Below are 24,212 nucleotides of genomic sequence, written 5' to 3'. Positions count from 1 at the left end.
TTCATGACCTGCGCCTGCGGCGGTGCTCCCGCCTGCGTCGATCGAGCCCCCGAAGCCTGTCGGCTATGCCACAAGTCATCCTCTTGCCTCTCCAGTCCCGCTGCTACCATCGACGCCCGCTGTCCTTCACGGGTTTTACGCATGAACAAGCCAGTCGCCGCTTCCCTGTTGTCCCTCTCCGTTGCCGCCGCGTTGTCGACGGCGTTCGCAGCGCCGCCGAAGGCGCCGACGTTCGATCCCAAACGCCTGTCCGAAGAAGTGAAGGTGTTGTCGTCGGACGAATTCGAAGGCCGCGGCCCCGCCACCGCAGGCGAGACGAAGACCATCGAATACCTGACCGCGCAGATGAAGGCGGCGGGACTGCAGCCCGGTGGCGACACCAGGGATGGCCAGCGCACGTGGACGCAGGCGGTACCGCTGCTGCGCGCGGAAATCACCGGCACGCCGCAGCTTGCGGTGAAGGCAGGCAATAAAACGCAAGCGTTGACGCAAGGCGAACAGATCGCGGTGCGCGCCGCGCTCAACGGCGACAAGCACGTCAGCATCAAGGACGCGCCGCTGGTGTTCCTCGGTTATGGCGTGAAGGCGCCGGAACGCAACTGGGACGACTTCAAGGGGATCGACCTCAAGGGCAAGGTCGCGGTCGTGCTGATCAACGATCCGGATTTCGAAACCGGGCAAGGCGACTTCGGCGGCAAGGCGATGACCTACTACGGCCGCTGGACGTACAAGTATGAGGAAGCCGCGCGCCAGGGCGCCGCCGGCCTGCTGATCGTGCATGAAACCGATCCGGCCTCGTACGGCTGGGCGACGGTGAAGAATTCCAACACCAACACCATGTTCGACGTGGTGCGCGACGATCCCAAGGCCGTGCACGCGCCGATGGAAGGCTGGATCCAGCGCGACCTCGCGGTCGAACTGTTCAAGCAGGCCGGACTCGACTTCGACGCACTGAAGAAGCAGGCGCAGACGCGCGACTTCAAGCCCGTCGACCTCAAGGCCAGCTTCAACGCCGACTACGACGTGGACTCGAAGGTGATCACTTCGCAGAACGTCGCCGGCGTGGTGAAGGGCAGCAAGCGTCCCGACGAATACGTGATCTACAGCGCGCACTGGGACCACCTCGGCGTCGGCCAGCCCGATGCGGAAGGCGACACGATCTACAACGGCGCCGTCGACAACGCGACCGGCACCGCCGCGCTGATCGAAATGGGCCGCGCGTTTGCCAACGCAAAGAAGAAGCCGGAGCGTTCGGTCGTCTTCCTCGCGGTCACCGCCGAGGAGAAGGGACTGCTCGGTTCCGAGTACTACGCGTCCAGGCCGCTGTATCCGCTCGGCAAGACGGTCGGCGTGATCAACACCGATGCGCTCGACCCGCATGGCCCTGCGCGCAACTTCAACATCTCCGGCAGCGCGAAGCTCGACCTGATCGATCAGCTCGTCGCCACCGCGGCGAAGTGGAACGTGGCGTATTCGCCCGATCCGAAGCCGGAAGCCGGCCACTTCTTCCGCTCCGATCACTTTCCCTTCGCCAAGCGCGGCGTGCCGGCGATCTCGTTCGGTTCCGGCAACGACCTCGTCGAAGGCGGCGTGGAAGCCGGCCGGAAGATGGAAGAGGCGTATGTCGACGATCGCTACCACCAGCCCGCGGATGAGTGGGAAGCCGACTGGTCGTTCACCGGCATGGCGCGCGACCTGCAGATCCTCTACACGCTGGGCAGCGACCTGGCGAATTCGAAGCAGTGGCCGAACTGGGCCGCGGATTCGGAGTTCCGTGCGGCGCGCGATGCGAGTGCGGCCGAGCGCAAGTAACGGCTTCGGCGCACCAGCAAAAAGCCCCGCGCATGCGGGGCTTTTTCTTTGCATGCACCCAAGTGCCTCACCCGATCGGGTGAGTTGCCGATGCTTTCCGCTGGCGCAGTGCGGACTTGCAAGGCAAGCGCTGAAGAGGCCGATGAAAGGTGACCGAAGCAGCGATCGGGCCACGTTCGCTGGAGTGCTTCGCCCGCGAGGGCTTCTCCGGAAACCGATGCCATGAAACAGTCGATCCTTGCGACCGCGTTGGCGGTCGCCATTGTTGCCGCCCTTGCTTCGTGCCAGAAATCCGCGGCTCCCGGGGCAACCGCTGCTCCTGCGACCGCCGCGGATGCCGCCACGCCCGCTACCGCCACGGCCAAAACCAGCTACACCGATCTCGAGCAGCTCGCCCAACGCCTGGTGTCGCAGAGCGCCGCCGTGCAGGAAGGCGAAGTCGTGCTCATCTCCGGACAACCGAGCGATGCCGAGCTGCTGGAAAACATCGCCGTCAACGTACGCAAGGCTGGCGGCTTTCCATTGGTGACCTATAGCAGCGACCGCCTGAGCAAGCGCCTGTTCTTCGACGTGCCCGAGAAGTACGACGCGCAGGTCGACACCGCCAGCAGCAAGCTCGCGGACATCGTCGATGTGAACATCGCGCTCGGCAATGGCACCAGCGAGAACCTCTTCGAAGGTGCGGATCCCAAACGCATGGCGGCGCGCGGCAAGGCCGATGAAGCCGTCGTGCAGAAATTCCTGCGTCGCGTGCGTACGGTCGAGGTCGGCAACAATCTGTATCCGACCGCGTGGCGCGCGCAGCGCTATGCAATGAGCGAGGACGATCTTGCGAAGACGTTCTGGAATGGCGTCAACATCGATTACGCCGACCTGCAGGCGCGCGGCGAACAGGTGAAGGCATCGATCGCGGCCGGCAGCGAATTGCACATCACCAATCCGAACGGCACCGACCTCACGGTCAGCGTGAAGGGCCGGCCGGTGCTGGTCAGCGATGGCGTGGTGAGTGCCGAAGACCGCAAGGCAGGCGCAGCGGCCGCGTCGGTGTACCTGCCCGCGGGCGAGGTCTACACCACGCCCGTCGCCGGCACGGCGGAAGGCAAGGTGGTGCAGAGCCGCACCTACTACCGCGGCAAGGAAGTGAACAACCTCACCCTGACCGTGTCGGGCGGCAAGGTCACGGCGTTGTCGGGTGAAGGCCCCGGCTTCGCCGGCCTCAAGGCCGAATACGACGCGGTCGATGATGCGCGCAAGAACGAACTGGGCTTCGTCGACTTCGGCATCAACCCCAACGTGAAGCTGCCGGCGAACAGCAGCATCGGCACCTGGGTTCCGGCCGGTTCGGTCACCGTGGGCACCGGCATAAACCTGTGGGCCGGCGGTGACAACTCGATCCCGTACGGCCTGGTGCTTTCGTTGCCGGGGAGCACGGTGACGCTGGATGCGAAACCCATCATCGAGGGCGGCACGCTCAAGCTGTAGCGCTGCGGCCGCGCGCGGCGGCAACACCGTCCCGTATAACCGGACGGCGTTGCCGCGATATGCGCATTCAGGAAACAACGGCCGCTGACAATGCGCTAACCGTGCGCGGCGCATGCTGCGCGCCGGGGAAATCCCGCGCAGCGACGCGACCAACTGGAGGATCCGCATGAAACGCACGATGCAACGTCGAACGGCGATGACCATGGCAGCGGCCGCATGCTCGCTGATGGCCGCGGCAGCCTGGGCCAACAACGACGCTGGCGACAAATTCAAGATGATGGATGCAAACGGCGACGGCATGGTCTCGGCCAGCGAGCACGCCGCCGCGGTCACCAAGATGTTCAGCGAGATGGATGCGAACGGCGACGGGAACGTAACCGCCGCGGAAATGGATGCGAAGCATGACCGGAAGAAGGCAACCGCGAAGAGCGGCATGACCTCCAACGACGCCGCGATGGACGACCACTCCATGGGCCATGAAATGTCGTCGGCCGACAAGATAGCGAAGATGGATACCAACGGCGACGGCGTGCTGTCCGCGTCCGAACACGACAGCGGCGCGCAGGCGATGTTCTCGCAGATGGACGCCGATGGAAACGGCAGCCTGTCCCGCCAGGAGATGGCGGCGGGTCACGCGATGATGAAGCCGGAAAAGAAGGGCGCCGAAAAGACGCCATAGAAATAGAAAGTGGTGGCACTGAAATGCATCGGCACGTCGAGCGCGGGTCCGTACGGCCCCTCGATGCTGCCGATGGCCATGGCGGCAAGCCGACGCGATCGGCGTGCTTGCCGCATGTCGCTCACGCGCGTGTTGTTCGTGAGGTGAGAACGCAGATGCAGGTCACGCCTCCCGTTCCCGGCAAACCCGAGTCGCCGACACCGCCGCCCGAGCAGCCCGACGCACAACCCGGCAAACCCGGTCCGGATTCGCCTGCGCCACAGCCGCCCCGGCGCGAAGTGCCGGTGCAACCGATTCCGAAGCCGGAAATACCACCGCCTGAAGCGCCGGTACCCGACGCGCCCGAACCCGTGCAGCCTCCTGCGCATGATCCGGTGCCGCCCGCGCCGAAGGGCTAGACCTGAAACAATTCGTTCTCGCTCGTCATTTCGAAAATCCAATGACATAAGCGGTTTGAACGGCAACGTCCATGGTTGGCCAGCGTTCGCGCTGTGCAAAAGCGCTGCGCGGGCATGTCGTTTAAACCTTCGCGCATTCACTCGCGGGAGACGACTGCTGTCAGCTGCGCGTCAGTGCCGCTTGTCGCTGCCGGTGCGGCGATCGTCGCGCCCTTCATCACGCGTCGGTGCTTCCTTGTGGACCACCGATTTGCGCGGGGTAGCGCCGCGCTTGCCCGCCTTCAACGCATGGCTCTGGTCGGTGAGGTGATCGTGGCCCGGAGGAGGCGTGACGTGATCGGTCTTGACGCGATCGGCGGCATGTTTGTTCGTGCCCATGGCGTGTTCCCGTTAGCGATTCGTGGCACACATGCTGGGAAGAGCGGCGTTATCACGGGCACACGACGACGTGACGATCCGCTAACCGGATCGTCACGTCGGCTGCTTCAACGCTGCTGTGGTTTCGGCAGTTCGCGCGCGAGCCACTGCTGCAGCATCGCTTTCTCGTAACGCAGCGAATCGCTTCCCAACCCCGCGGTACCCGAGCCCATCATGAAGCCGTGATCGACGAGCTTGCGTTCGCCCTGCGCGATCACTTCGCCATTGGGGCCGGTGCGGGTGAAGTTGAGGGTGATGCGCGGCGGGTAGATCTCGCGGATGAAACGCGTGTCCTGGAACTCGATGCCGCGCCACGGCTCGTAGTCGCCAGCCAGTTCGATGTCGGTGATGTCGATGTCCAGCCGCTCGCCGGGCGCGAGGCGCGGCGTCGCGTACTTGCGCACGTGCTGCGCAAGCCTTTCCACCCAGTCGCCGCGCTTCGATTCGTAGCGGTTGTGGCTGTAGCGTATCTCGGAGAATTGCGCCGGATCCTGCCAGCGCACGCTGACAGGACCCTGTTCGGGCAGGCTGCGCGGCGCATCGGGATCGGTGACGTTGCGGACGCGTGCCGAGGCATCGTGGAACCCGAGCGCGCCGGTGAGCAGCAACAGGGAGAGGGCGAGTGACGGTTTCATGGTGGACTCCCGATGTCCGGAGCGATGTCCGGATCGCGGCGGCGCGACCGTGCCGCCCGTAAGCCGATTGTCCTCCCGTCGGCCGGGCAGTTGAAGCGGGCGCGGCGGATGTGCCGGCATCCATTCAGTTCGCGGGCACGCCAGGCGGGGACGCGGCCACCGGTGTCGGTTTGGAGCGCCAGCCGGGATGCGCCGTCCCGGAATTCCGGGCTAATCGCCCGCGGCATCAGGAGATAACCTGCGCTTCTTTCTTATCGCCACCGGAGCTGCCATGTCCCTTTCCATGTACGACGCGTCCATCCCCGTGTTCGTGCGCACCCTGCGCAACCTCGACAAGGTCCTCGCCAAGGGCGAGGCGCATGCGCGCGACAAGGGCGTGGAGCCCGAAGTGCTGCTGCAGTCGCGCCTGATCTTCGACATGCTGCCGCTGGTGCGGCAGGTGCAGATCGCCACCGACATGGCTACCCGCGGGGCCTCGCGCCTGACCGGCCAGGAGCCGCGCAGCGTGGAGGACAACGAAACCACGTTCGAGCAGCTGCACGCGCGCATCGCCAGCGCAATCGCGCACCTGGAGACGTTCACGCCGGAACAGTTCGAAGGCAGCGAGCAGCGCGAGGTCTCGTTCAAGAGCCGCGCCGGCGAACTGAAGTTCGACGGCAAGACCTACCTGCTCGCGTACGTGCTGCCCAATGTGTACTTCCACGTGACCACCGCTTATGCACTGGTGCGTCAGGCCGGTGCGGCGATCGGCAAGAACGACTTCCTCGGCAAGGAATAACGCGGAATCGCGTGAGACGCGGGTGTTCCATGGCGGGTCCTCGCCGGCCACGGAACACCCGATCGCTTCAACTGTTCATTTCACCGGAATCATCAGGTGCTGGTACGGCGTGCCCGGCCACATCACATAGGGCACCGAGGTGTCGGGCTCGGCGGCCTTCGGATACATGTCGTAGAACGCCGCGTCAGCGCCGACCACCATCACGTGCGAACCGGTCTCCACCCAATGATTTTCCTTCGTGGGCTTCTGCGCATAGGGGTCGGTGTTGCTCGCATCGGTACCGCCGGCCAGCATGTACATGAACCCGACTTTCGCTGGTGGCGTCTGGTGCGCCATCCAGGCATTCGCCCAGGCCATCGCCGCCGCATCCATGCACATCGGGTCCGGACCGGGCGTGGCCGGGTTGTCGGGCATGCAGGTGAAGCCGTTGTTGCCTGCACGCACGGTACGCATGCCGCCCTTGTCCATCACCACCACGGTGGCGTTCGCCGCAACTTTCGCGGGTGCCGCCTGCATCGCACTGGCGATGATGTTCTGATCGGCGTTGTCGCCAGCAGCTAGGGCAGCGGCGGATGCGCTGCTCAGTATCAGGACGAACGCCCATATCGATCTGGTCATCGCGGACTCCTGTGGGTTTCGGGCTCCCTCGTCGTGCATTCTCGTGCGAATCACGGGCCGTAGGCCGCGCACCACCCGATCGGGTGAACCGTAACGCGGCTTCGACATTGCCCAACCCGCGATGACTCCGACAAGGCGGAATTCACCAGCGATTCGCAAACCCCTGCAAAGACTGCAACCTTCCCCACGGCAGGAGTTCACGAATGAAGCTCAAATCCCTGGTGTTGGGCGCGGTGCTGGCCAGCCTCGGCGGCGTCGCGCTGGCGCAGGCAGGACTCACGCAGGCGCAGGTGCGGGCGAAGCTGGAATCGCAGGGCTATACCAAGGTCAACGACCTGAAGTTCGAGGACGGCGTGTGGAAGGCCGACGCGCGCAGCGCCGACGGCAATCGCGTCGATGTACGCATCGATGCGGCGACGGGTGAAGTGTTCCCCGACGAGCAGGTCGCCAACCTCGGCGAAGCCGATGTGCGCGCGAAGCTCGCCGCGGCCGGTTACACCAACGTCCACGACGTCGACTACGAAGACGGTATCTGGAATGCCGAAGCCGATGATCCGGCAGGCAAGGACGTCGAGCTGAAGATCGATCCGAAGACCGGCAAGGTGATGGGCAAGGAAAAGGACTGAGGTCCGGCTGCAACGCAAACCAAAAGCCCCGCAGTTGCGGGGCTTTTGGTTATGACTGATCGCGCGATCAGTGGTGCAGCAGGATATCCGCGATGATGCCGGTGGCGACTGCCACGAGGATGAAGCGGCCGTCCTCGTCGCGTACCCAGCGATGCCCGCGCGGTGGCTGGCGCAGGTGGTAGTACTCGTAGTCGTCCACGTAATAGCGCGGCTCCAGGTACACCACTTCGATGCGGTCGCCGCGATGGTAGTCGCGGTGTTTCCAGTGCCTGCGCTCGCCGTAATAACCAGCATCGTCGTCGTCGTCATCATCGTCGCCATCGTCGTAGCGGTGGTGATGGCGGTCACCGCGGTCGTGGTCGTCAGCCAGGGCCGTCGTTGCGGTCAGGATCAGCGAGGCGAGCGAAGCGGCAAGGATCAGGCGTCTCATGTTGATTCCCCAAAGCAGACGACGCGAACACGGCGTCGCCTGCATGCTGGCTCAGTGGTGCAGCAGGATGTCCGCGATGATGCCGGTGGCCACGGCGACCAGGATCATGCGGCCGTCCGGATGGCGCACCCAGCGGTGGCCCGGCGGCGGCGGGGCGAGGTGGTACACGCGGTAGTCCTCGACGTAGTAGCGCGGTTGCATGTAGACGACGTCGATGCGCTCGCCCTTGTGCCAGCCGTAATGATTGCCCGGCGGATGATCGCCGTGCCCGCCATGGCCGTGGCCATGACCCTTGCCCTTGGCAATGGCGACGGACGACAGCGACAGCAGGGCCAGCGAGACTGCGAGCAGCAGGTGCTTCTTCATGGTGTATCCCCCTCTTTGATCCGTGGTGGTGCGTGTGGCGCGATGGTAGGGCCGGCGCGCGGGGACACGGGAGCCGGGTTCAACGGCAAGTTCGCGAATCTTGATCGCCATCGCCATTTCAGCGGGGCGATGTTGCCTCGCATTCATGCAGACCCGGATGAAGCCGGCGCCCGTTGCTTGCGGCGCGGCGGTCGATTGCCCCGTCGACGGGACGATTCGTCCCTCCATTTCCGGCTTATCAGGCCATCATGCCGCACCTAGCCTATGCACCATCCCCCGTACGAGACGCCGCCATGTTGCTGACACCGCGCCAGGCGCAATTCGCTTTTGTCCCCTCGATGGTCACGGTGATGTCCGCGGTGATCAGCTTCGCGATGACCACGATCCACCACGGGCTCGCTCCGGGCCTGCTGCGGGCCTGGTTGGGTAACTGGGGCCTCGCGTTCCTTATCGCGCTGCCGGTGGCCTGGGTCGCAGTCCCCGCGCTGCGCGCCCTGCTGGCCAGGCTCACGCGTACGGCGCGCGATGCCGACGCCGCGCGCCGGCTCGGCGAAATGGGCTGATGCCGTGCAGCACGGTCTCGCACCAGTCGTCGATTACGATGCCCCGGTCGCCCCGATGGAATCGCCCCGCGTGGATGCAGTGATCTCCGTTCGCGACGTGAGCAAGACCTATGCGTCCGGCCACGTTGCGCTCAAGCATGTCGACCTCGACATCCGTCGCGGCGAGATCTTCGCGCTGCTCGGCCCGAACGGCGCCGGCAAGACCACGCTGATCAGCATCGTCTGCGGCATCGTCAACGCCAGCACCGGCACCGTGCTCGCCGACGGCCACGACATCGTGCGCGAGTACCGGGCGGCGCGGGCGAAGATCGGACTGGTGCCGCAGGAGCTGTCGACCGACGCGTTCGAAACGGTGTGGGCGACGGTGAGCTTCAGCCGCGGCCTGTTCGGCAAGGCGCCTGATCCGGCCTATCTCGAGAAGGTGCTGCGCGACCTGTCGCTGTGGGAGAAGAAGGACGCGAAGATCATGACGCTCTCCGGCGGCATGAAGCGGCGCGTGCTGATCGCCAAGGCGCTGGCGCACGAGCCGCAGATCCTGTTCCTCGACGAACCCACCGCCGGCGTCGACGTCGAGCTGCGCCGTGACATGTGGCAGATGGTGCGCGCGCTGCGCGAAAGCGGCGTCACCATCATCCTGACCACGCACTACATCGAGGAAGCCGAGGAGATGGCCGATCGCATCGGCGTCATCAGCAACGGTGAACTGATCGTGGTCGAGGACAAGCACGTGCTGATGCGCAAGCTGGGCAAGAAGCAGCTCACGCTGCAATTGCAGGAGCCGCTCACGGAAGTACCGGCGCCGCTGTCCGACTTCGCGCTCGAACTGGCAGACGAGGGCCATGCCCTGGTCTACACCTTTGACACGCAGCGGGAGCAGACCGGCATCGCGACGCTGATGCGCCGCCTCAACGAGCAGGGCATCGACTTCAGGGACCTCCATTCCAGCGAGAGTTCGCTGGAGGAGATTTTTGTCAGCCTGGTGCACGGCAATGGGGGGCGGGCATGAGTTATGTAAGCATCCCGAATCGCCCGTTTTTTTTCTCGTCATTCCTGCGAAAGCAGGCGTCTGTTCCACGGACGGATGTCCGGTCATCCAGTGACTTCGCTTCTGTCTTTGCTTCTAAAGATTGGCCGGTCAAAAGCCCAAGACACTGGATCCCTGCTTTCGCAGGGATGACGAGCAACAGCAAAGGCGAAAACGCGCCCTGGCACGGCGGCGCGAGGTGGACAAACCCATGAACACTCACGCCATCCGCGCCATCTACCGCTTCGAAATGGCGCGCACCTTCCGCACGCTGCTGGAGTCGATCCTCTCGCCGGTGTTGTCGACCTCGCTGTATTTCATCGTCTTCGGCGCGGCGATCGGCTCGCGCATGGGCGACGTCGACGGCGTCGGCTACGGTGCCTTCATCATTCCCGGCCTGGTGATGTTGTCGCTGCTCAACGAAAGCGTGTCGAACGCATCCTTCGGAATCTACCTGCCGAAGTGGTCGGGCACGATCTACGAACTATTGTCGGCGCCGGTATCCACCACCGAAATCCTGTTCGGTTACGTGGGCGCCGCTGCGACCAAGTCGCTGATGCTGGGCACCCTGATCCTGATCACCGCGCGCTTCTTCGTGCCGTACGAGATCGTGCATCCGTTCTGGATGGGCTGCTTCCTCGTCCTCACAGCACTGAGCTTCAGCCTGTTCGGCTTCATCATCGGCATCTGGGCCGACAGCTTCCAGAAGCTGCAGGTGATCCCGCTGCTGGTGCTGACGCCGCTCACCTTCCTCGGCGGCGCGTTCTATTCGATCAGCATGTTGCCGCCGGTGTGGCAGAAGCTCGCGCTGTTCAATCCGGTGGTGTACCTGATCAGCGGGATGCGCTGGAGCTTCTACGGTGTCAGCGACGTGAACATCGCGGTGAGCACCGCGGCGATCTTCGGTTTCCTTGCGCTGTGCATCGTGCTGATCGCGTGGATTTTCCGAACGGGCTACAAGCTCAAGGCCTGAGGCCATTGCTGACAGCGCCGCCAGGCGCGAAACGCTTCTGCTCTTCGTCGGGCGGACATCGCGCAGGAGGCGTGGGTCAGCCGGTTCCCGTCCGCTTCGCCGCCTGCAGCCGTTCCAGTTCGAGCGCATCGCGCTTCGCCTGCTGCTTGCGCAGCTCTTCCTGCCGCAGTGCCTCGACTTCCTCCGGCGTCGGCTCCTGGTGCAGCGAAAGCGAGGTCGCGGCTGCCGATGCCGGCTCGCCGCGCTTGCTCTTCAGCTTGATGTTCAGCCGCAACTCGTTGGCCGAGTCTGCATTGCGGATCGCTTCCTCGTACGAGATGTGCCCGTCGTTGTAGAGCTCGAACAGCGCCCAGTCGAACGTGCGCATACCGAGCTCGCGCGACTTGTTCATCACTTCCTTCAGCTCGTTGAACTCGCCCTTGAAGATCTTCTCGGCGATGGTCGGCGTGTTGAGCAGGATCTCGATCGCGGCGACGCGGCCTTTGCCGTCCTCGGTGCGGATCAGGCGCTGCGAGACGATCGCGCGCAGGTTGGCCGACAGGTCCATCAGCAGCTGCGTGCGGCGCTCTTCCGGGAAGAAGTTGATGATGCGCTCCATCGTCTGCGACGCGCTGTTGGCATGCAGCGTCGACAGGCACAGATGGCCGGTTTCGGCGAAGGAGATCGCGTGCTCCATCGTCTCGGCGTCGCGGATCTCGCCGACCAGGATCACGTCGGGCGCCTGACGCAGCGTGTTCTTCAGCGCGTGGTGCCACGAATGCGTGTCGACGCCGACCTCGCGGTGCGTCACCAGCGACTTCTGCGAAACGTGCGCGTACTCGACCGGGTCTTCGACCGTGATGATGTGGCCGGCGGAGGTGCGGTTGCGATGGTCGATCATCGCCGCCAGCGAGGTCGACTTGCCCGAACCGGTGCCGCCAACGACGAGCACGAGTCCGCGCTTTTCCATCACCACAGACTTCAGCACCTCGGGCAGGCGCAGCTTCTCGAAGTTCGGGATCTCCGCGGCGATCGTGCGCAGCACCATGCCGACGTTGCCCTGCTGCACGAACACATTGACGCGGAAGCGCGACACGCCCGGCACGACGATGGCGAAGTTGCATTCCAGGTCGGTGGCGAACTCGGCGCGCTGCTTCTCGTTCATCAGCGAACGCGCGAGCAGGGCGGTGACTTCGCCGGTGAGCTTCTGCTGGGTCAGCGGCGTCATCGCGCCGTGTGCCTTCATGCTCGGCGGGAAGTCATGCGCGATGAACAGGTCGGAGCCGCCGGCCTTGGCCATCGCCGCCAGCAGCTTGTGCATGTAGTCCTTCGCCTGTTCCTCGTTCAGCACCGATCGCCCCCGTGTCCCCGTCACCCGGGGCGGGCAGTCTAGGTACGGAATGCGATGGCGGAAGCGGAGGCGGTCACGCTCCCGCGAAAATGCCTGATTCGATCAAGCCTGCTCGGATGAACCCGTCAGGAACCACACCTCGACCGTGCCCTTCACCTTCATCGTCATCGGCTGGCCGCGACGGTCGAGCGCCTTGCCGACCGGCAGTTTCACCCAGCCTTCGCTGAGGCAGTATTCCTCGACGTTGTGTCGCTCCACTCCGTTGAAGCGCACGCCGATGCCGCGTTCGAGCAGGGCTTCGTCGTAGAACTTGCTGCGCGGGTCGTTGGACAGGCGGTCGGGCGGCGTATCGGACATGGCGGTCATGCGGTTGGGAAACGAGGGCGCATTGTAGGCGCCCGTCGTTGCGGTTGCCGCACGGCCGCATGCCGGCCTCATGCAGCGCGTGCGCGCGCGTCCTGCCGGAGCAGGGCGATCACCGCATCGGTGTCGACGATCTCGGCGAATTCCGCCCGCAGCGTGGCCAGGTGCGCACGCTGGATCTGTTCGGCCGGGATGACGCCGCCTTCGCCGTCGGGCTGGTCGAAGCAGAAGCAGGCATCGCTCACGACGATCGTGCGATAGCCGAGGTTGGCGGCGACGCGCGCGGTGGTCGACACGCACATGTCGGTGCTGATCCCGAACAGCACCACGCTGGTGATGCCGAGCCGGCGCAGGCGCAGGTCGAGGTCGGTACCGATGAAGGCGGCGTTGACCGACTTGCGCACCAGCGGCTCGTCGCCCTGCGGTTCGAAGCCGGAGCGAAACGCATTGCCGGGGTGCGAGACGGCGAGGGTCGAGCCGGGCACCAGGGAATCGTGCTTCACATGGAGCAGCGGGCGGCCGCTGGCCCGCCAGGCGTCGAGCAGGCGCAGGCCGTTGGCTTCCATCGCCGGATTGTTGCGCGGCGGCCACGGCGCATGGTCGAAGGCCTGCTGCGCGTCGATGGGAATGAGGGCGGTGCGGGGATCGAGTTGCATGCGAAGTCCGGTGCGTGGAAGAAAACCGCACTATGCGAACGCGTGTCCGCCGGTCTCAACCCGGCAGAACGCCGGCGGTGCCTGCGATCCGCCGGGGAACGGGAAGGGGATAATCGCGGCATGAAGACGCCCGACGACATCGACCGCAAGCTCATCGCCCTGCTGCAGGACAACGCCCGGCTGTCCGCCGTGCAGCTGGCCAAGGCGGTCGGCCTGTCGCGCAGCACGGTGCAGGAACGGCTGGCGCGGCTGGAAGCCAGCGGCGTGATCGCGCAGTACACCGTGCGCCTGGGAAGCGCCGGCGAGCCGCTGCGGGCGTGGTTGCTGCTGCGCTACGCGGAAGGCTTCAGCTGCGATGACGTGATGCCGCAACTGGGCGCGCTGCCGCAGGTGCAGGCCTGCCACAGCGTCGCCGGCGACACCGACATGCTGGTGCTGGTGCAGGCCGAGACGCCTTCGATGCTGTCGGACGTGCGCGAGGCGATCGCCGCCTTCAAGGGTATCGACGATGTCACCACATTGCCGGTGCTGCGCACGTTGCTGCAACGCTGACGCGGCGCATTCACGGCATCTCGCCGCGGCCCTGCGCCTTGGCCCGTGCGATCACCGCCTTCACCAGGTCACGCTCGCGGTGTCGCGAAATCGCCACCGCGCCGAGCGTGATCGCACGCTCGCGCAGAGCGGCGGGAACGTCGTAATGCGCACCGCTGGTCTTGTTCTGGAAGGCGCGGCGCGGAATGTCCAGTCGCGCCGCCATCGCGTGCAGTTCCTCGAGCGTGTCCGCCATCAGGTGCGCCCAGCGCTGGCCGCGCCAGGGATGCACGGCATCGTCGACATAGACCGTCATGCCCACAGTGTGCCATCGCCTGCACGAATGCAGCGCGTCAGGCGGCCTATGATCCGCGCATGTGCCTGATTGCAATCTCCTGGAAAGACCATCCCCGCTACACGCTGGCGCTGATCGCCAATCGCGACGAATTCCACGGGCGTCCCGCGGTACCTGCGGGGTTCGACCCTGAATCGCCGACGGTATATGGCGGCCGCGACCTGCAGGCGGGCGGCAGCTGGCTGCAGGTATCCACGCGTGGCCGGTTGGCGGCGGTGACGAACGTGCGCGACGGGTCGCAACCTGAAACCTCGCCGCGTTCCCGTGGCGCGCTGGTTCGCGATTTCGTGCGTGGCGATGTGGATGCGGTGGCGTTCGCTGCGCGGCTCGCGCCCATCGCGAAGGAACACGGCCGCTATAACCTGCTCACCTGGGACGGCGAATCGCTGGTGTTCGCGACCAACCATGCGGACGTCGCATCGCAGCCGGTGTGCCCGGGCATCCACGCGATGTCGAACGGCGCGTTCGATGCGGCCTGGCCGAAAAGCGGGCATGCGACGCGCGCGCTGCGGACATGGCTGGAATCGCCGGCATCCTCGCGCGAGGTCGATGCGTCTTCACTCGAACCGCTGTTCGCCGCGCTGGGCGACACGCTGCCCGCGCCGGACGATGCGTTGCCGGACACCGGCATTGGCCTGGAAATGGAGCGGTGGCTGTCGCCGCCCTTCGTGCGCGGCGAACGCTATGGCACGCGCTGCAGCACGGTGGTGCTGGTCGAAGCCGATGCGATCGTGTTCGCCGAGCGGCGCTTCGGGCCCAGTGGCGTGCCGCGAGGCGAGAGTTTCATGCGCCTGTCGCGGTCATGAGCGACCACGTGGAAACCCAGCCGTCGAACGCATCTCCCTCCGCCTGCAAGGAGAAGGACAGGGCGAAGCAAGCCGTTCTCAAGGGCCGCGATCACGGCGGATTCGCAACCATCGTCGCCTCGCCCCAGCGCGGAATTCGCCAGCGCATGCTGCGCTCCGCTTGCGCGTCGACGCGTGCACGCAATTCGTCAGTCACTCGGAAGTCGTGCGGCACGCTGCGCCTGCCGGCCTGCAAGCGGTCCAGGCGATAAGCGACCGCCGACTGCAATGTCATCTGCGCACCGGCGACCGTCACCGAGACCGCCGGCGCGGCATGGACATCGGTGCGATTGGTCAGGTCGCCGTTGCTCGTCTTCACGAAGAACGGAACGAACACGTTGTTGCGGCTGGCCAGTGCCTGGTAGTCGCCGAGGAAGTACGCACCGCCGGCCTGCGGTGCCGTGGTGAGGTCGAACGCGGTCGCGACGTGGGTTTCCGACCAGCTCACGCCGCCGTCGCTCGACCTCGCCAGCCAGTAGTCGGTAGGCAATCCGGCCGCCGCGGTGTTGTTGCGGAAATCGTAATAGGTCACGCCGACATCGCCATTGGCACGCACATGCACGGACGGCGTGAAGGCCGGCTGGCCCGCAGGGCTCACGCGCGTTGGGGCCGACCAGGTCACGCCGTTGTCGGTCGAACGCGAAATCGCAATCGAGTCGAACGCGCCGTTGTTGAAGCGCGAGTCCTGCCACACCGCGAACAGGTGCCCGCTCGAACCCACGGCGATCTGCGCGATGCTGGCGCCATCGCGGACTGGCGTGCCGCTCTGCGGATCGTGCGTGCCCACCGCGAGCACGTCGCTGATGCGCGTCGGCGCGGACCAGGTGACGCCACGGTCCGGCGAGCGGATGACGTCGAGATGCAGTGACGTCGCCGTGCCCACGCGGTCGATCTGGGTGAACAGGTTCACCAGCGTTCCGCTCGGTGCCACCACGATGAGGTTGCCGATCGTCTGGCTCGTGGGGCCCGGATCGAAGATCGCGCGCGCGGCTTCCCACGTCGCGCCGCCGTTCGTGCTGCGGGTGAAATAGGTCGGCCCGCCCGCATCGCCGGCGACCAGGCGATCCCAGGCGGCGTAGACGAACGATGCATTGAACGGATCGCCGGTGATTGTGTTCTTGTCGTTGAAGAAGCCGGCACCGTCGCGGATCAATGTGACCGGCGCGCTCCAGCTATGGCCGCGATCGGTCGAGCGCACCACCAGCATCGCGTTGACCGAACCGGCTTCGAACGAACCGCCGGTGGTGACCAGACCCATCGCGTACGCGGTGCCGTCGGGCGAGAACGTCACCCATGGGTCGGTCGCACGTGCGTAATCGCCGCCGTTGGCGAAGGTGCCGCCACCGCAACGTGACACCGGCAGCGGCGTGCGCGTCCAGGTCTGGCCGCCGTCGGAGGAACTCGCACCCATCAAGCCGCGCGAGGAGCCGTTCGACCAGCGGTCCTGTTGCCACACGCCGATCAGGTTCTGCGGATTGGTGGGATCGACTGCGAGATACGGCTCGACTTCCGCGTTCTGGTACAGCGTGCCGGTGCTGGTCACGCCATCGCAGTTCACCGTGAAAGGCGATGGCCCGGAGGCAAGGTATTGCGCATCGGTGGCGGGAGGCGGCGGGGGAGGAGGAGGTGGCGGAGGGGGCGGATTCGTCGTGCCGCCGGAGTGGCCACCGCCACCGCCGCCACATGCGCCCAGCGCAAGCGCGAGCAGGCTGCAGCGAACCAGGGTACGTACCGCCGACTGCCTGCGCATCGCCGCCTCCCCTTGCGAAGGATGCCGCCAGTCTAGGTCAGCGGCTCAAGCGGCGGTGCACCGGCCGTCGCCATCCGACAACAAAAGCCAGTCGCGGACGCGGGCTGCGGTCAGCGCGCAACCAGTGCGGGCGTCGCCTGGAAGCGCCGCGGGTAATTGCGTTCGTCGCTGATGTTGCTCACGACTTCGTCGGCGAGGTCGGGGGCGGCGTAAACGACATAGGCGATGTCGCCTTCATCGCGCACGCCGACATGATGCAGGCGATAACGCGAGTGGCCGCCGCCGGTGTTCTCGGGGTAGTGGAGCGGCGGGCGTTCGCTATCAAGGTCGAGTTCGCTGTTGTCTACGGAGCCGCCAACAAAAAGTGCGCGCATCGTGGATCTCCCTGCCTTTTGACACCTGCATCGATCATGCCTGCGGTGGTGTTGCCCCTGCGTTAACCAGCATCGCGCGAGACAGCGGACGTTAGAATCCACGCTGGTTAATCTCACTGAAGGCCGTGCGTGTCCGCCGACAGCCCCGACATCGCGCTCGAAACCCTGTTGCTGCCCGTGGTGGACGGTCCGTTGTCATGGCCGCGCGAAAGCGGCACTGGCGACAGCGTGTTGTTCCTGCGCGCACGTGATGGCTGGCCCTTGCACCAGCGCGCGTTCCCCGGACTCGTGTGCGAGCAGAGCTTCAGGCCCGAAGCCGACCGGCTCGAACATTCCGGATTGCAACTGGTCGATGAACATGCGACTTCGTTGCATCCGCTCGTGCTGATCCTGCCGCCCCGGCAACGCGATGAAGCACGTGCGCTGTACGCACGCGCAATCACGCGCACGGCGCCGGGCGGCCGCGTGTTGGCCTGCTTGCGCAACGATGAGGGCGCGAAGTCGGGCGAGGCGGATCTCGCGAAACTCGCGGGCCCGCTCGGGCATCTGTCGAAGAACAAGTGCCGCGCGTTTTGGACGCAGCCGTTGCAGGGCGCTGCCGATGCATCGCTGCTGGCGGAATGGCTGCAGCTCGATGCACCACGTCCGATCGCCGGTGGACGTTTCATCAGCCGCCCGGGCGTGTTCGCCTGGGATCGCATCGATGCGGCCTCCGCGCTGCTGGCCTCGCAACTGCCGGGCGACCTGCACGGCGCTGCCGCGGACCTCGGGGCCGGCTACGGCTACCTGTCGAGCGAACTCCTGGCGCGCTGCCCGCGCATCGATTCCGTGGATCTCTACGAAGCCGAGCGCCGCGCGCTGGACCTGGCGCGCGTGAATCTCGCAGCGAAGGCCCAACACATTGCGCTCGGCTTCCATTGGCACGATGTCACCAGCGGACTGCATCGCCGCTACGACGTGATCGTCAGCAATCCGCCATTCCACGCGCAGGGCCGCGCGGACCGGCCCGACATCGGCCGCCGCTTCATCGCGGTTGCGGCCGCCGCGCTGAAGCCGGCCGGCCGCCTGTGGATGGTGGCCAACCGCCATCTTCCGTATGAAGTCGAACTGGCGAAGCAGTTCGCCGGCGTGCGCACGGTGGCGCAGGAGGCGGGCTTCAAGGTGCTTGAGGCGGTGAAGGCGTAGTTTCACTTCCGCCATCCCCGCGAAAGCGGAGTTCATGGGGTGTTGTTTCTGCCTTGGCAGAAAGTTTCAAGCGTAGCGTCCGTGGACATTTGTCCGTGAAAAAGCCGCCCGCCTGCGCGGGAATGACGAGCAAGATCATCACGAATCACGAATCACGAATCACGAATCACGAATCACGAATCACGAATCACGAATCACGAATCACGAATCACGAATCACGAATCACGAATCACGAATCGCATGAAACTCATCAAGCTCATCGCCAATCTCGGTTACGGCAGCCGCAAGCAGGTCGCCGCGATGTTCCGCGCCGGCATGGTCACCGACGCGCACGGCGAGGTGCTGTACGCCGACGACCAGGTGCCGCACGAAGACATCCGGATCGATGGCGAGCCGCTGGATCCGCCTGCCGGATTGTTGCTGATGCTGCACAAGCCGGTGGGCTACACCTGTTCGACCAAGGATGCCGGCCGCATCGTGTACGACCTGCTGCCGCCGCGCTTTCGCCTGCGTTCGCCAGTGCTGTCGACGGTCGGGCGCCTGGACCGCGATACCAGCGGCCTGCTGCTGCTGACCGACGATGGCGCGCTGCTGCATCGCATCGTGTCGCCGAAGACGCACCTGCCCAAGGTGTACGAGGCCACGCTCGCACAGGATCTGCGCGGCGACGAAGCGCAACTCTTCGCGAGCGGCACGCTGATGCTGGAATCGGAGAAGGAACCGCTTGCCCCGGCGCACCTGGAAGCGGTGGAGCCTCGCTTCGTCCGGCTGACGCTGACCGAAGGGCGTTACCACCAGGTCCGGCGGATGTTTGCGGCGGTCGGCAATCATGTGCTCTCGCTGCATCGCAGTCGTATCGGCGGGATGCCGTTGAACGGCCTGCCCGCAGGGCAGTGGCGCATCCTCGACGACGGTGACCGAAGCCGGCTGTTTGCAGCGCCGTAGTGCATCTACACGCGCCCTTCACGTGTTAGCTCGCGCGTCATCGGGACTCGCGTCCGCGCAATCGCTTCGCTACGCGCGTGAACCGGTTCACTGTTTCGCTCATGCCATTTAGTGCGCATGCATGCGCGAACTGAGGCGTCGATCACGCGTCCCCATCGATTTCCGAAATCTGGCCTGAATACGAGCCTGAACGGTCGTTGCCAGTGGCCGATGGCCGCCTAGCATCTGTGCCGCGCCGCTGAATGCGGTTCGATACAACCACAAGGAACATGCCATGACTTCCAGGAACACCCTGCTGTTCACCGCGCTCGCCGTGGCCCTGTTCGCCGCAGTGCCGGCGAGCGCACAGGAAGCCCCGTCGCCGGATACCACCGAGAGCGATGCCGGCGTTCCGAAGGATCGCCTGGTCACCGAATACTCGAGCACCTTGTTTGCAGGTGACGATGCCGCCGCAGGCGATGCGATCGCCGCGCTGCGCACCGGTGGCGACTTCACCGTCGTGACCACGACCACGCAGCAGGCAAAGAACGCCGACGGAACGCTCGCCACCAATCCCGATGGCACGCCGAAGATGGAAACGGTGACCGTCGAAACCCTGGTCGCGAACGAAAACGGCCCGATGGGCTGGGGCGAAGTGGATCATTCGCTCGGCATCGCGCAGGCGCTCGTCGATTCCGGCCAGGCGGCGTCGTTCGACGAAGCGCTGCTAGGCACTGCGACGACCACGACCGTCACCAACGCCGACGGCACGACCACGACGACCACGAGCTACTCGGGCGGCGTCCTCGCCATGCGCGCCGATGGCATGGGCTGGGGCCAGATCGCCAAGGAACTGGGCTTCAAGAGCCTGGGTGAAATCAAGAGCGGGCGTTATGCCGACGCCGATTCGACCGTAGAAGGCGCAACGGCTACCACCACCGTTGCCAGCGACAAGTCCGCCAAGGGCAAGGACATCGCCAGGACCACGCGCGAAAGCCACGGCAAGTCCGCCGAACACAAGCCGGAGCGCGTCGCGAAGGCCGAGCGCGTCACCGGCCGCCCGGAAAAGATCGATCGCATCGCCAAGATCGATCGTCCGGAACGCCCGGAGCGTCCGATGAAGCCCGAGCGCGGTGGCCGTCCGTAATCGATGTTTCGACGCGATACGACGGGCGCCTTACGCGGCGCCCGTTTTTTTGAACTGCCCTCGATTGGGTTCCAGCGATTTTGATAAGAAGGAAAGTGTGATGAAGCGTTCCGCAGCATTCGTGGCCCTGCTCATGGTGGCCGGCATGGCGCATGCCGAAAACGGCCTGAGCCTCGGCGTCGGCGTGGACTACAGCTCCGGCGATTACGGCAGCGAGACCACGACCAAGATCCTGTCGGTGCCGTTGAGCGCCCGTTACAACACCGGCGACTGGTCGTTCAAGGCGAGCCTGCCGTGGATGCGCGTCGAAGGCGACGCGAACGTCGTGCCGGGCCTGGGCCTGATCGAAAACCTCAATCCGATCGGCCGTGGCCGCGGCAACAGCGGTGGCGGCGGTACAACCGGTGCGCCGACATCGGGGACGACGTCCGGCGTCGGCGACCTGCGCCTGTCGGCGACGTACGCGATTCCGATGCAGGGCGCGTGGGGTGTCGATCTCACCGCCAACGCGAAGATCGCCACCGCCGATGAAGACAAGGGCCTGGGCACCGGCGCCAATGACTACGGCGCCGCCGTCGATGTGTACCGCAGCGTGGGCGAGACGACCACGCTGTTCGGCGGCGTGGGCTACACCGCGCTGGGCGATTCGGATTACATCGAAGTCGATTCGGTGCTCAACGGCAACGTCGGCGTCAGCCAGAAGGTGGGCGCGAACAGCGTCGGTGTCATGTACGACTACCGCGAGCCGACTTCGGATGCCTCCGACGATCGCAGCGAAGTCACCGGCTTCTTCAGCTTCCCGACCTCGGACACGGGCAAGATGCAGCTGTACGCCACCAAGGGCCTGACCGATGGCAGCCCGGAATGGGGTGCGGGGTTGAGCTTCACCGCCGGATTCTGATCGCGTTCGATCCGGCGATGCGTCCTGAAAACGGCGGCCTTGGGGCCGCCGTTTTTTCATATCACGTCTCCACGGAGTCGCGTTTTACCCTTCTCCCCGCTAGAAGGCACCCGCAGGGCGGAAGAGAGGAAGCGAGCGCAGCGAGCTGCTGTTGCAGCGTCGTGCACTCCCCTCCCCCTGCGCCGCTGCGCGGCGCTGTCCCTCTCCCCGCAAGCGGGGAGAGGGATGTAATAAGCGGGTCTCGAAGAAGACAAACAGCGGGAAGAGCGATCACTCCATCAGCTTGCGCCAACCCTCGACACCCAACGCATCCAGCGTTGCGATATTGCGTTCGACGATCGCATCCGGATCGGGAAACGCCGCGACCGCGCGCTCCACGCTCGCTTCGCGCAACAGGTGCAGCGTGGGGTAGGGCGCGCGATTGGTGAAGTTGCTGACGTCGTCGGGCGCAGTGCCCGCGAAGAGGTAGTCCGGATGGAAGCTGGCGACCTGGATCTCGCCTTCGAGGCCCAGTTCCACCACCAGCGCATCGGCAAGATCGAGAAAGTCGTTGTAATCGAGGAAGTCGCCGAGCACGTGCGGATGCACGAGCAGGGTCGTGTCGGCCTGCTGCGCATCGGCGGCCTGCAACCACCGCAACTCGTCGTGAAGATCATGCAGCAGTGCTTCGGAGTCAGTCGCTTCGCTCAGCACGAAACGCACCTGGTCCTTCACGTGCACCGCCTTCGCGAACGGGCACAGGTTCAGGCCGATCACCGCGCGTTCCAGCCAGTGGCGCGTGTCGGCGATGTAGTCGGGATCGTTCATCCGCCTGCTGCGTGGCCGCTCAGTCGCGGAAGTTGTCGAACTGCAGCGGCCGTTCGTAGTTGCCGGCCTTCAGCAGCGCCATCGCGGCCTGCAGGTCGTCGCGTTTTTTTCCGCTCACGCGCAGCTTGTCGCCGTTGATCTGGCTGTCGACCTTCAGCTTGGCGTCCTTGAGCGCGCCCTGGATCTTCTTGGCGAGGTCGCGTTCGATGCCCTGCTTCACGGTGACCTTCTGGCGTGCGCCGGCGAGGTTGGCCTCGACCTCGCCGAACTCCAGGCAGCGCACGTCGATACCGCGCGCGATCAGGCGAGCGCGCAGGATGTCTTCCATCTGCTTGAGCTGGAAGTCGCTGGGCGCGGACTGGTTGATCGCCTGGTCCTCGAGCACGAACTTCGCATCGACGCCCTTGAAGTCGAAACGGGTGGACAGCTCGCGATTGGCCTGGTCGACGGCATTGGTCAGTTCGTGCTGGTTGACTTCGGACACGATGTCGAAAGAGGGCATGGAAGCTCCGGCCTGGAAAGGCGTGTTGCGATTTCGCGGGGCCGCAAGGGTAGCGCAAGCCATGTTCAGCCTCGATAGACTGGCGATTCCCACGAACGAGAAGCGCCATGCGCCCTACGCCCGCTTACGCCGCCGCCAATGCCGGCGCACCTCTGGTTCCGTTCACCATCGAGCGCCGCGAACCCGGCCCGCACGAGGTGCTCATCGACATCCTGTATTGCGGCGTCTGCCACTCCGACATCCACCAGGCGCGCGACGAATGGGGCGGCAGCATTTTCCCGATGGTGCCCGGGCATGAAATCGTCGGCCGGGTCGCGCAGGCCGGCGCGCAGGTCAGCCGCTTCAAGGTCGGCGAGGTGGTGGGTGTCGGCGTCTTCGTCGATACCTGCCGGCAGTGCCCGTCGTGCAAAGGCGGCGACGAGCAGTACTGCGATGAAGGCATGACCGGCACCTACAACGCGCGCGAACGCGGCACCGGCGCGCCGACCTACGGCGGCTACTCCACGCGCATCACGGTGAACGAGGACTACGTGTTGCGCATCCCGGAGTCGCTGCCACTGGACCGCGCCGCGCCGCTGCTGTGCGCCGGCATCACCACGTATTCGCCGCTGAAATACTTCGGCACGAAGCCGGGCAGCGAAGTCGCGGTGGTCGGCCTCGGTGGCCTCGGCCACATGGCGGTAAAGCTCGCACGCGCGATGGGCGCGAACGTGACCGTGCTGAGCACCTCCGAATCCAAGCGCGACGACGCGATCGCGCTGGGCGCGCATGCCTTCGCGGCGACGCGCGACCGGGGCACGTTCAAGCGGCTGGCGAACCGCTTCGACCTGATCATCGACACGGTGTCGGCCGACCACGACTACAACGCCTATCTCTCGCTGCTACGCCTCAATGGGGTGATGGTGCTGGTCGGATTGCCGGACAAGGCGCTGCCGGTATCGGCATTCGCACTGGTCGGCAAGCGGCGCAGCCTGGCCGGATCGATGGTGGGCAGCATTGGCGAGACGCAGGAAATGCTCGACTTCTGCGCGGAACACGGCATCGCTTCCGACATCGAACTGATCCGCATCGATCAGATCAACGAAGCCTACGAGCGCATGCTCAAGGCCGACGTTCGCTACCGCTTCGTCATCGACATGGCCAGCCTGCGCGGCTGATCGATGCCGCTGTTGCTGCTGCCGCTGCTGGTCATGGGCCTGGTGCTGTTGTGGCTCATGCTGATGCCGTTCGCGCTGTGGCAACGCTACCGGTCCGGGCACTCGCGGCGGCGCGCGGTGCGCTGGGTGGTGACGTTCAATGCATGGTCGCTGCTCATGTCGGCGGTGCTGTTCCTGTTCGGAGCGTGGGTCGCCGGTTACTGGGTCGATGCCGCATTGGCGCACGCCAGTGCAGGGTTGCTCGCGGGCATGCTGCTTGGGGTGCTTGGCCTCGCACTGACGCGTTTCGAAGCCACTTCGCAGGGCGTGTTCTATACGCCGAACCGCTGGCTCGCCATGGCCCTGACACTGGTCGTCGCCGCGCGCATCAGCTACGGCCTGTACCGCATGGAACAGGCCTGGGCCGGCGACGTTCATGCGGCATGGCTGGTGCAACAGGGCAGCGTGTTTGCCGTGGGCGGCCTGTTGCTGGGCCATTACCTGGCGTATGCGTGGGGGCTGCGGTGGCGTTTGCGCCGCACGTGACGTGCGGCCTATTGGCGCGCGGCCGCAGTTTCGTCACGTTGCCGTTGGTGCGGCATTGA

30 protein-coding genes are annotated in these 24,212 nt (G+C 65.4%); 17 read left to right on the top strand and 13 right to left on the bottom strand.

Annotated elements, in window-relative coordinates:
- Window positions 1-141 precede the first annotated feature (141 nt).
- From ASD14_RS12145 to ASD14_RS16615, 4 genes are all read left to right on the top strand, one after another.
- Window positions 142-1,812, top strand: a complete 1,671-nt coding sequence (locus ASD14_RS12145; RefSeq protein ID WP_056134057.1) for a M28 family metallopeptidase — start codon at window positions 142-144, stop codon at window positions 1,810-1,812.
- A 222-nt stretch (window positions 1,813-2,034) separates the two neighbouring features.
- Window positions 2,035-3,294 carry an aminopeptidase gene (locus tag ASD14_RS12140; protein ID WP_056134054.1) on the top strand — a complete coding sequence of 420 codons (1,260 nt, stop codon included), beginning with the start codon at window positions 2,035-2,037 and terminating at the stop codon, window positions 3,292-3,294.
- A 166-nt stretch (window positions 3,295-3,460) separates the two neighbouring features.
- A complete protein-coding gene (locus ASD14_RS12135; RefSeq protein ID WP_162247706.1) occupies window positions 3,461-3,973 on the top strand; it encodes an EF-hand domain-containing protein in 513 nt (170 codons plus the stop codon).
- 155 nt (window positions 3,974-4,128) lie between these two features.
- Window positions 4,129-4,371: a hypothetical protein gene (locus ASD14_RS16615; protein ID WP_056134048.1), complete on the top strand. Its 243-nt coding sequence runs from the start codon at window positions 4,129-4,131 to the stop codon at window positions 4,369-4,371.
- Between the two features lie 171 nt (window positions 4,372-4,542).
- Here ASD14_RS16615 and ASD14_RS12125 read toward each other — a convergent pair whose 3' ends face one another.
- The gene (locus ASD14_RS12125; protein ID WP_056134045.1) at window positions 4,543-4,749 is read right to left on the bottom strand and encodes a hypothetical protein; all 207 of its coding nucleotides are present in this window, start codon (window positions 4,747-4,749) and stop codon (window positions 4,543-4,545) included.
- Between the two features lie 107 nt (window positions 4,750-4,856).
- A complete protein-coding gene (locus ASD14_RS12120; RefSeq protein ID WP_056134042.1) occupies window positions 4,857-5,423 on the bottom strand; it encodes a DUF3016 domain-containing protein in 567 nt (188 codons plus the stop codon).
- 271 nt (window positions 5,424-5,694) lie between these two features.
- Here ASD14_RS12120 and ASD14_RS12115 point away from each other — a divergent pair, with 271 nt between their 5' ends.
- Window positions 5,695-6,201 (top strand): DUF1993 domain-containing protein, encoded by a 507-nt coding sequence (locus ASD14_RS12115; protein ID WP_056134040.1) that lies wholly within the window; start codon window positions 5,695-5,697, stop codon window positions 6,199-6,201.
- A 75-nt stretch (window positions 6,202-6,276) separates the two neighbouring features.
- On the opposite strand, the gene ASD14_RS12110 is transcribed toward ASD14_RS12115, so the two are convergent.
- The gene (locus ASD14_RS12110) at window positions 6,277-6,819 is read right to left on the bottom strand and encodes a hypothetical protein (RefSeq protein WP_157475342.1); all 543 of its coding nucleotides are present in this window, start codon (window positions 6,817-6,819) and stop codon (window positions 6,277-6,279) included.
- A 203-nt stretch (window positions 6,820-7,022) separates the two neighbouring features.
- Between ASD14_RS12110 and ASD14_RS12105 the strand changes: the two genes are divergently transcribed.
- Window positions 7,023-7,445 (top strand): PepSY domain-containing protein, encoded by a 423-nt coding sequence (locus ASD14_RS12105; protein WP_056134037.1) that lies wholly within the window; start codon window positions 7,023-7,025, stop codon window positions 7,443-7,445.
- Between the two features lie 67 nt (window positions 7,446-7,512).
- Here ASD14_RS12105 and ASD14_RS12100 read toward each other — a convergent pair whose 3' ends face one another.
- Entirely contained in the window at window positions 7,513-7,875 is a 363-nt protein-coding gene (locus ASD14_RS12100) for an RcnB family protein (RefSeq protein ID WP_056134034.1), read from the bottom strand.
- Window positions 7,876-7,926: 51 nt separating this feature from the next.
- Window positions 7,927-8,241 (bottom strand): RcnB family protein, encoded by a 315-nt coding sequence (locus ASD14_RS12095; RefSeq protein ID WP_056134031.1) that lies wholly within the window; start codon window positions 8,239-8,241, stop codon window positions 7,927-7,929.
- Between the two features lie 293 nt (window positions 8,242-8,534).
- Here ASD14_RS12095 and ASD14_RS12090 point away from each other — a divergent pair, with 293 nt between their 5' ends.
- From ASD14_RS12090 to ASD14_RS12080, 3 genes are all read left to right on the top strand, one after another.
- Window positions 8,535-8,804 carry a DUF2798 domain-containing protein gene (locus tag ASD14_RS12090; RefSeq protein WP_056134028.1) on the top strand — a complete coding sequence of 90 codons (270 nt, stop codon included), beginning with the start codon at window positions 8,535-8,537 and terminating at the stop codon, window positions 8,802-8,804.
- Window positions 8,805-8,874: 70 nt separating this feature from the next.
- Window positions 8,875-9,810, top strand: a complete 936-nt coding sequence (locus ASD14_RS12085; RefSeq protein WP_157475383.1) for an ABC transporter ATP-binding protein — start codon at window positions 8,875-8,877, stop codon at window positions 9,808-9,810.
- A 229-nt stretch (window positions 9,811-10,039) separates the two neighbouring features.
- Entirely contained in the window at window positions 10,040-10,801 is a 762-nt protein-coding gene (locus ASD14_RS12080) for an ABC transporter permease (protein ID WP_056134024.1), read from the top strand.
- A 76-nt stretch (window positions 10,802-10,877) separates the two neighbouring features.
- On the opposite strand, the gene ASD14_RS12075 is transcribed toward ASD14_RS12080, so the two are convergent.
- From ASD14_RS12075 to ASD14_RS16125, 3 genes are all read right to left on the bottom strand, one after another.
- Window positions 10,878-12,131, bottom strand: coding sequence for a PilT/PilU family type 4a pilus ATPase (locus ASD14_RS12075; RefSeq protein WP_304438272.1), 1,254 nt, complete (start codon window positions 12,129-12,131; stop codon window positions 10,878-10,880).
- 102 nt (window positions 12,132-12,233) lie between these two features.
- Entirely contained in the window at window positions 12,234-12,488 is a 255-nt protein-coding gene (locus ASD14_RS12070; protein WP_056134447.1) for a DUF3297 family protein, read from the bottom strand.
- A 77-nt stretch (window positions 12,489-12,565) separates the two neighbouring features.
- Window positions 12,566-13,150 carry a cysteine hydrolase family protein gene (locus ASD14_RS16125; RefSeq protein WP_056134021.1) on the bottom strand — a complete coding sequence of 195 codons (585 nt, stop codon included), beginning with the start codon at window positions 13,148-13,150 and terminating at the stop codon, window positions 12,566-12,568.
- 120 nt (window positions 13,151-13,270) lie between these two features.
- Between ASD14_RS16125 and ASD14_RS16120 the strand changes: the two genes are divergently transcribed.
- Complete coding sequence (locus ASD14_RS16120) at window positions 13,271-13,702, top strand: Lrp/AsnC family transcriptional regulator (protein WP_056134019.1); 432 nt, start codon at window positions 13,271-13,273, stop codon at window positions 13,700-13,702.
- A gap of 10 nt (window positions 13,703-13,712) precedes the next feature.
- Here ASD14_RS16120 and ASD14_RS12055 read toward each other — a convergent pair whose 3' ends face one another.
- Window positions 13,713-13,997, bottom strand: coding sequence for a DUF4031 domain-containing protein (locus tag ASD14_RS12055; RefSeq protein WP_056134016.1), 285 nt, complete (start codon window positions 13,995-13,997; stop codon window positions 13,713-13,715).
- Between the two features lie 59 nt (window positions 13,998-14,056).
- Between ASD14_RS12055 and ASD14_RS12050 the strand changes: the two genes are divergently transcribed.
- Window positions 14,057-14,842: an NRDE family protein gene (locus tag ASD14_RS12050; protein ID WP_056134012.1), complete on the top strand. Its 786-nt coding sequence runs from the start codon at window positions 14,057-14,059 to the stop codon at window positions 14,840-14,842.
- Between the two features lie 91 nt (window positions 14,843-14,933).
- Here ASD14_RS12050 and ASD14_RS12045 read toward each other — a convergent pair whose 3' ends face one another.
- On the bottom strand, window positions 14,934-16,631 hold the full coding sequence (locus tag ASD14_RS12045; RefSeq protein ID WP_082538951.1) for a sialidase family protein: 1,698 nt from the start codon (window positions 16,629-16,631) through the stop codon (window positions 14,934-14,936).
- A gap of 110 nt (window positions 16,632-16,741) precedes the next feature.
- Window positions 16,742-17,005: a hypothetical protein gene (locus ASD14_RS12040; RefSeq protein WP_056134006.1), complete on the bottom strand. Its 264-nt coding sequence runs from the start codon at window positions 17,003-17,005 to the stop codon at window positions 16,742-16,744.
- Window positions 17,006-17,173: 168 nt separating this feature from the next.
- Between ASD14_RS12040 and ASD14_RS12035 the strand changes: the two genes are divergently transcribed.
- From ASD14_RS12035 to ASD14_RS12020, 4 genes are all read left to right on the top strand, one after another.
- Window positions 17,174-18,190: a class I SAM-dependent methyltransferase gene (locus ASD14_RS12035; RefSeq protein WP_235565410.1), complete on the top strand. Its 1,017-nt coding sequence runs from the start codon at window positions 17,174-17,176 to the stop codon at window positions 18,188-18,190.
- Window positions 18,191-18,430: 240 nt separating this feature from the next.
- Window positions 18,431-19,135 carry a pseudouridine synthase gene (locus tag ASD14_RS12030; RefSeq protein ID WP_056134001.1) on the top strand — a complete coding sequence of 235 codons (705 nt, stop codon included), beginning with the start codon at window positions 18,431-18,433 and terminating at the stop codon, window positions 19,133-19,135.
- Between the two features lie 274 nt (window positions 19,136-19,409).
- Entirely contained in the window at window positions 19,410-20,261 is an 852-nt protein-coding gene (locus ASD14_RS12025) for a hypothetical protein (protein WP_056133998.1), read from the top strand.
- A 100-nt stretch (window positions 20,262-20,361) separates the two neighbouring features.
- Window positions 20,362-21,162 carry a hypothetical protein gene (locus ASD14_RS12020; protein WP_056133997.1) on the top strand — a complete coding sequence of 267 codons (801 nt, stop codon included), beginning with the start codon at window positions 20,362-20,364 and terminating at the stop codon, window positions 21,160-21,162.
- Window positions 21,163-21,432: 270 nt separating this feature from the next.
- Here ASD14_RS12020 and ASD14_RS12015 read toward each other — a convergent pair whose 3' ends face one another.
- Both ASD14_RS12015 and ASD14_RS12010 read right to left on the bottom strand, forming a co-directional pair.
- Complete coding sequence (locus ASD14_RS12015; RefSeq protein WP_056133994.1) at window positions 21,433-21,969, bottom strand: DUF1415 domain-containing protein; 537 nt, start codon at window positions 21,967-21,969, stop codon at window positions 21,433-21,435.
- Between the two features lie 19 nt (window positions 21,970-21,988).
- The gene (locus ASD14_RS12010; RefSeq protein WP_056133991.1) at window positions 21,989-22,471 is read right to left on the bottom strand and encodes a YajQ family cyclic di-GMP-binding protein; all 483 of its coding nucleotides are present in this window, start codon (window positions 22,469-22,471) and stop codon (window positions 21,989-21,991) included.
- A 107-nt stretch (window positions 22,472-22,578) separates the two neighbouring features.
- On the opposite strand from ASD14_RS12010, the gene ASD14_RS12005 reads away from it, so the two are divergent.
- Both ASD14_RS12005 and ASD14_RS12000 read left to right on the top strand, forming a co-directional pair.
- Window positions 22,579-23,628 (top strand): NAD(P)-dependent alcohol dehydrogenase, encoded by a 1,050-nt coding sequence (locus ASD14_RS12005; RefSeq protein WP_056133988.1) that lies wholly within the window; start codon window positions 22,579-22,581, stop codon window positions 23,626-23,628.
- Window positions 23,629-23,631: 3 nt separating this feature from the next.
- Complete coding sequence (locus ASD14_RS12000; protein WP_056133986.1) at window positions 23,632-24,153, top strand: hypothetical protein; 522 nt, start codon at window positions 23,632-23,634, stop codon at window positions 24,151-24,153.
- The last annotated feature ends 59 nt before the right edge of the window (window positions 24,154-24,212 follow it).

This window comes from Lysobacter sp. Root494 (genome assembly GCF_001427225.1).
Lineage (GTDB): Bacteria > Pseudomonadota > Gammaproteobacteria > Xanthomonadales > Xanthomonadaceae > Agrilutibacter.
Note: the sequence above shows the minus strand (reverse complement) of the source record. Positions and strands in the feature narration are given on the sequence as shown.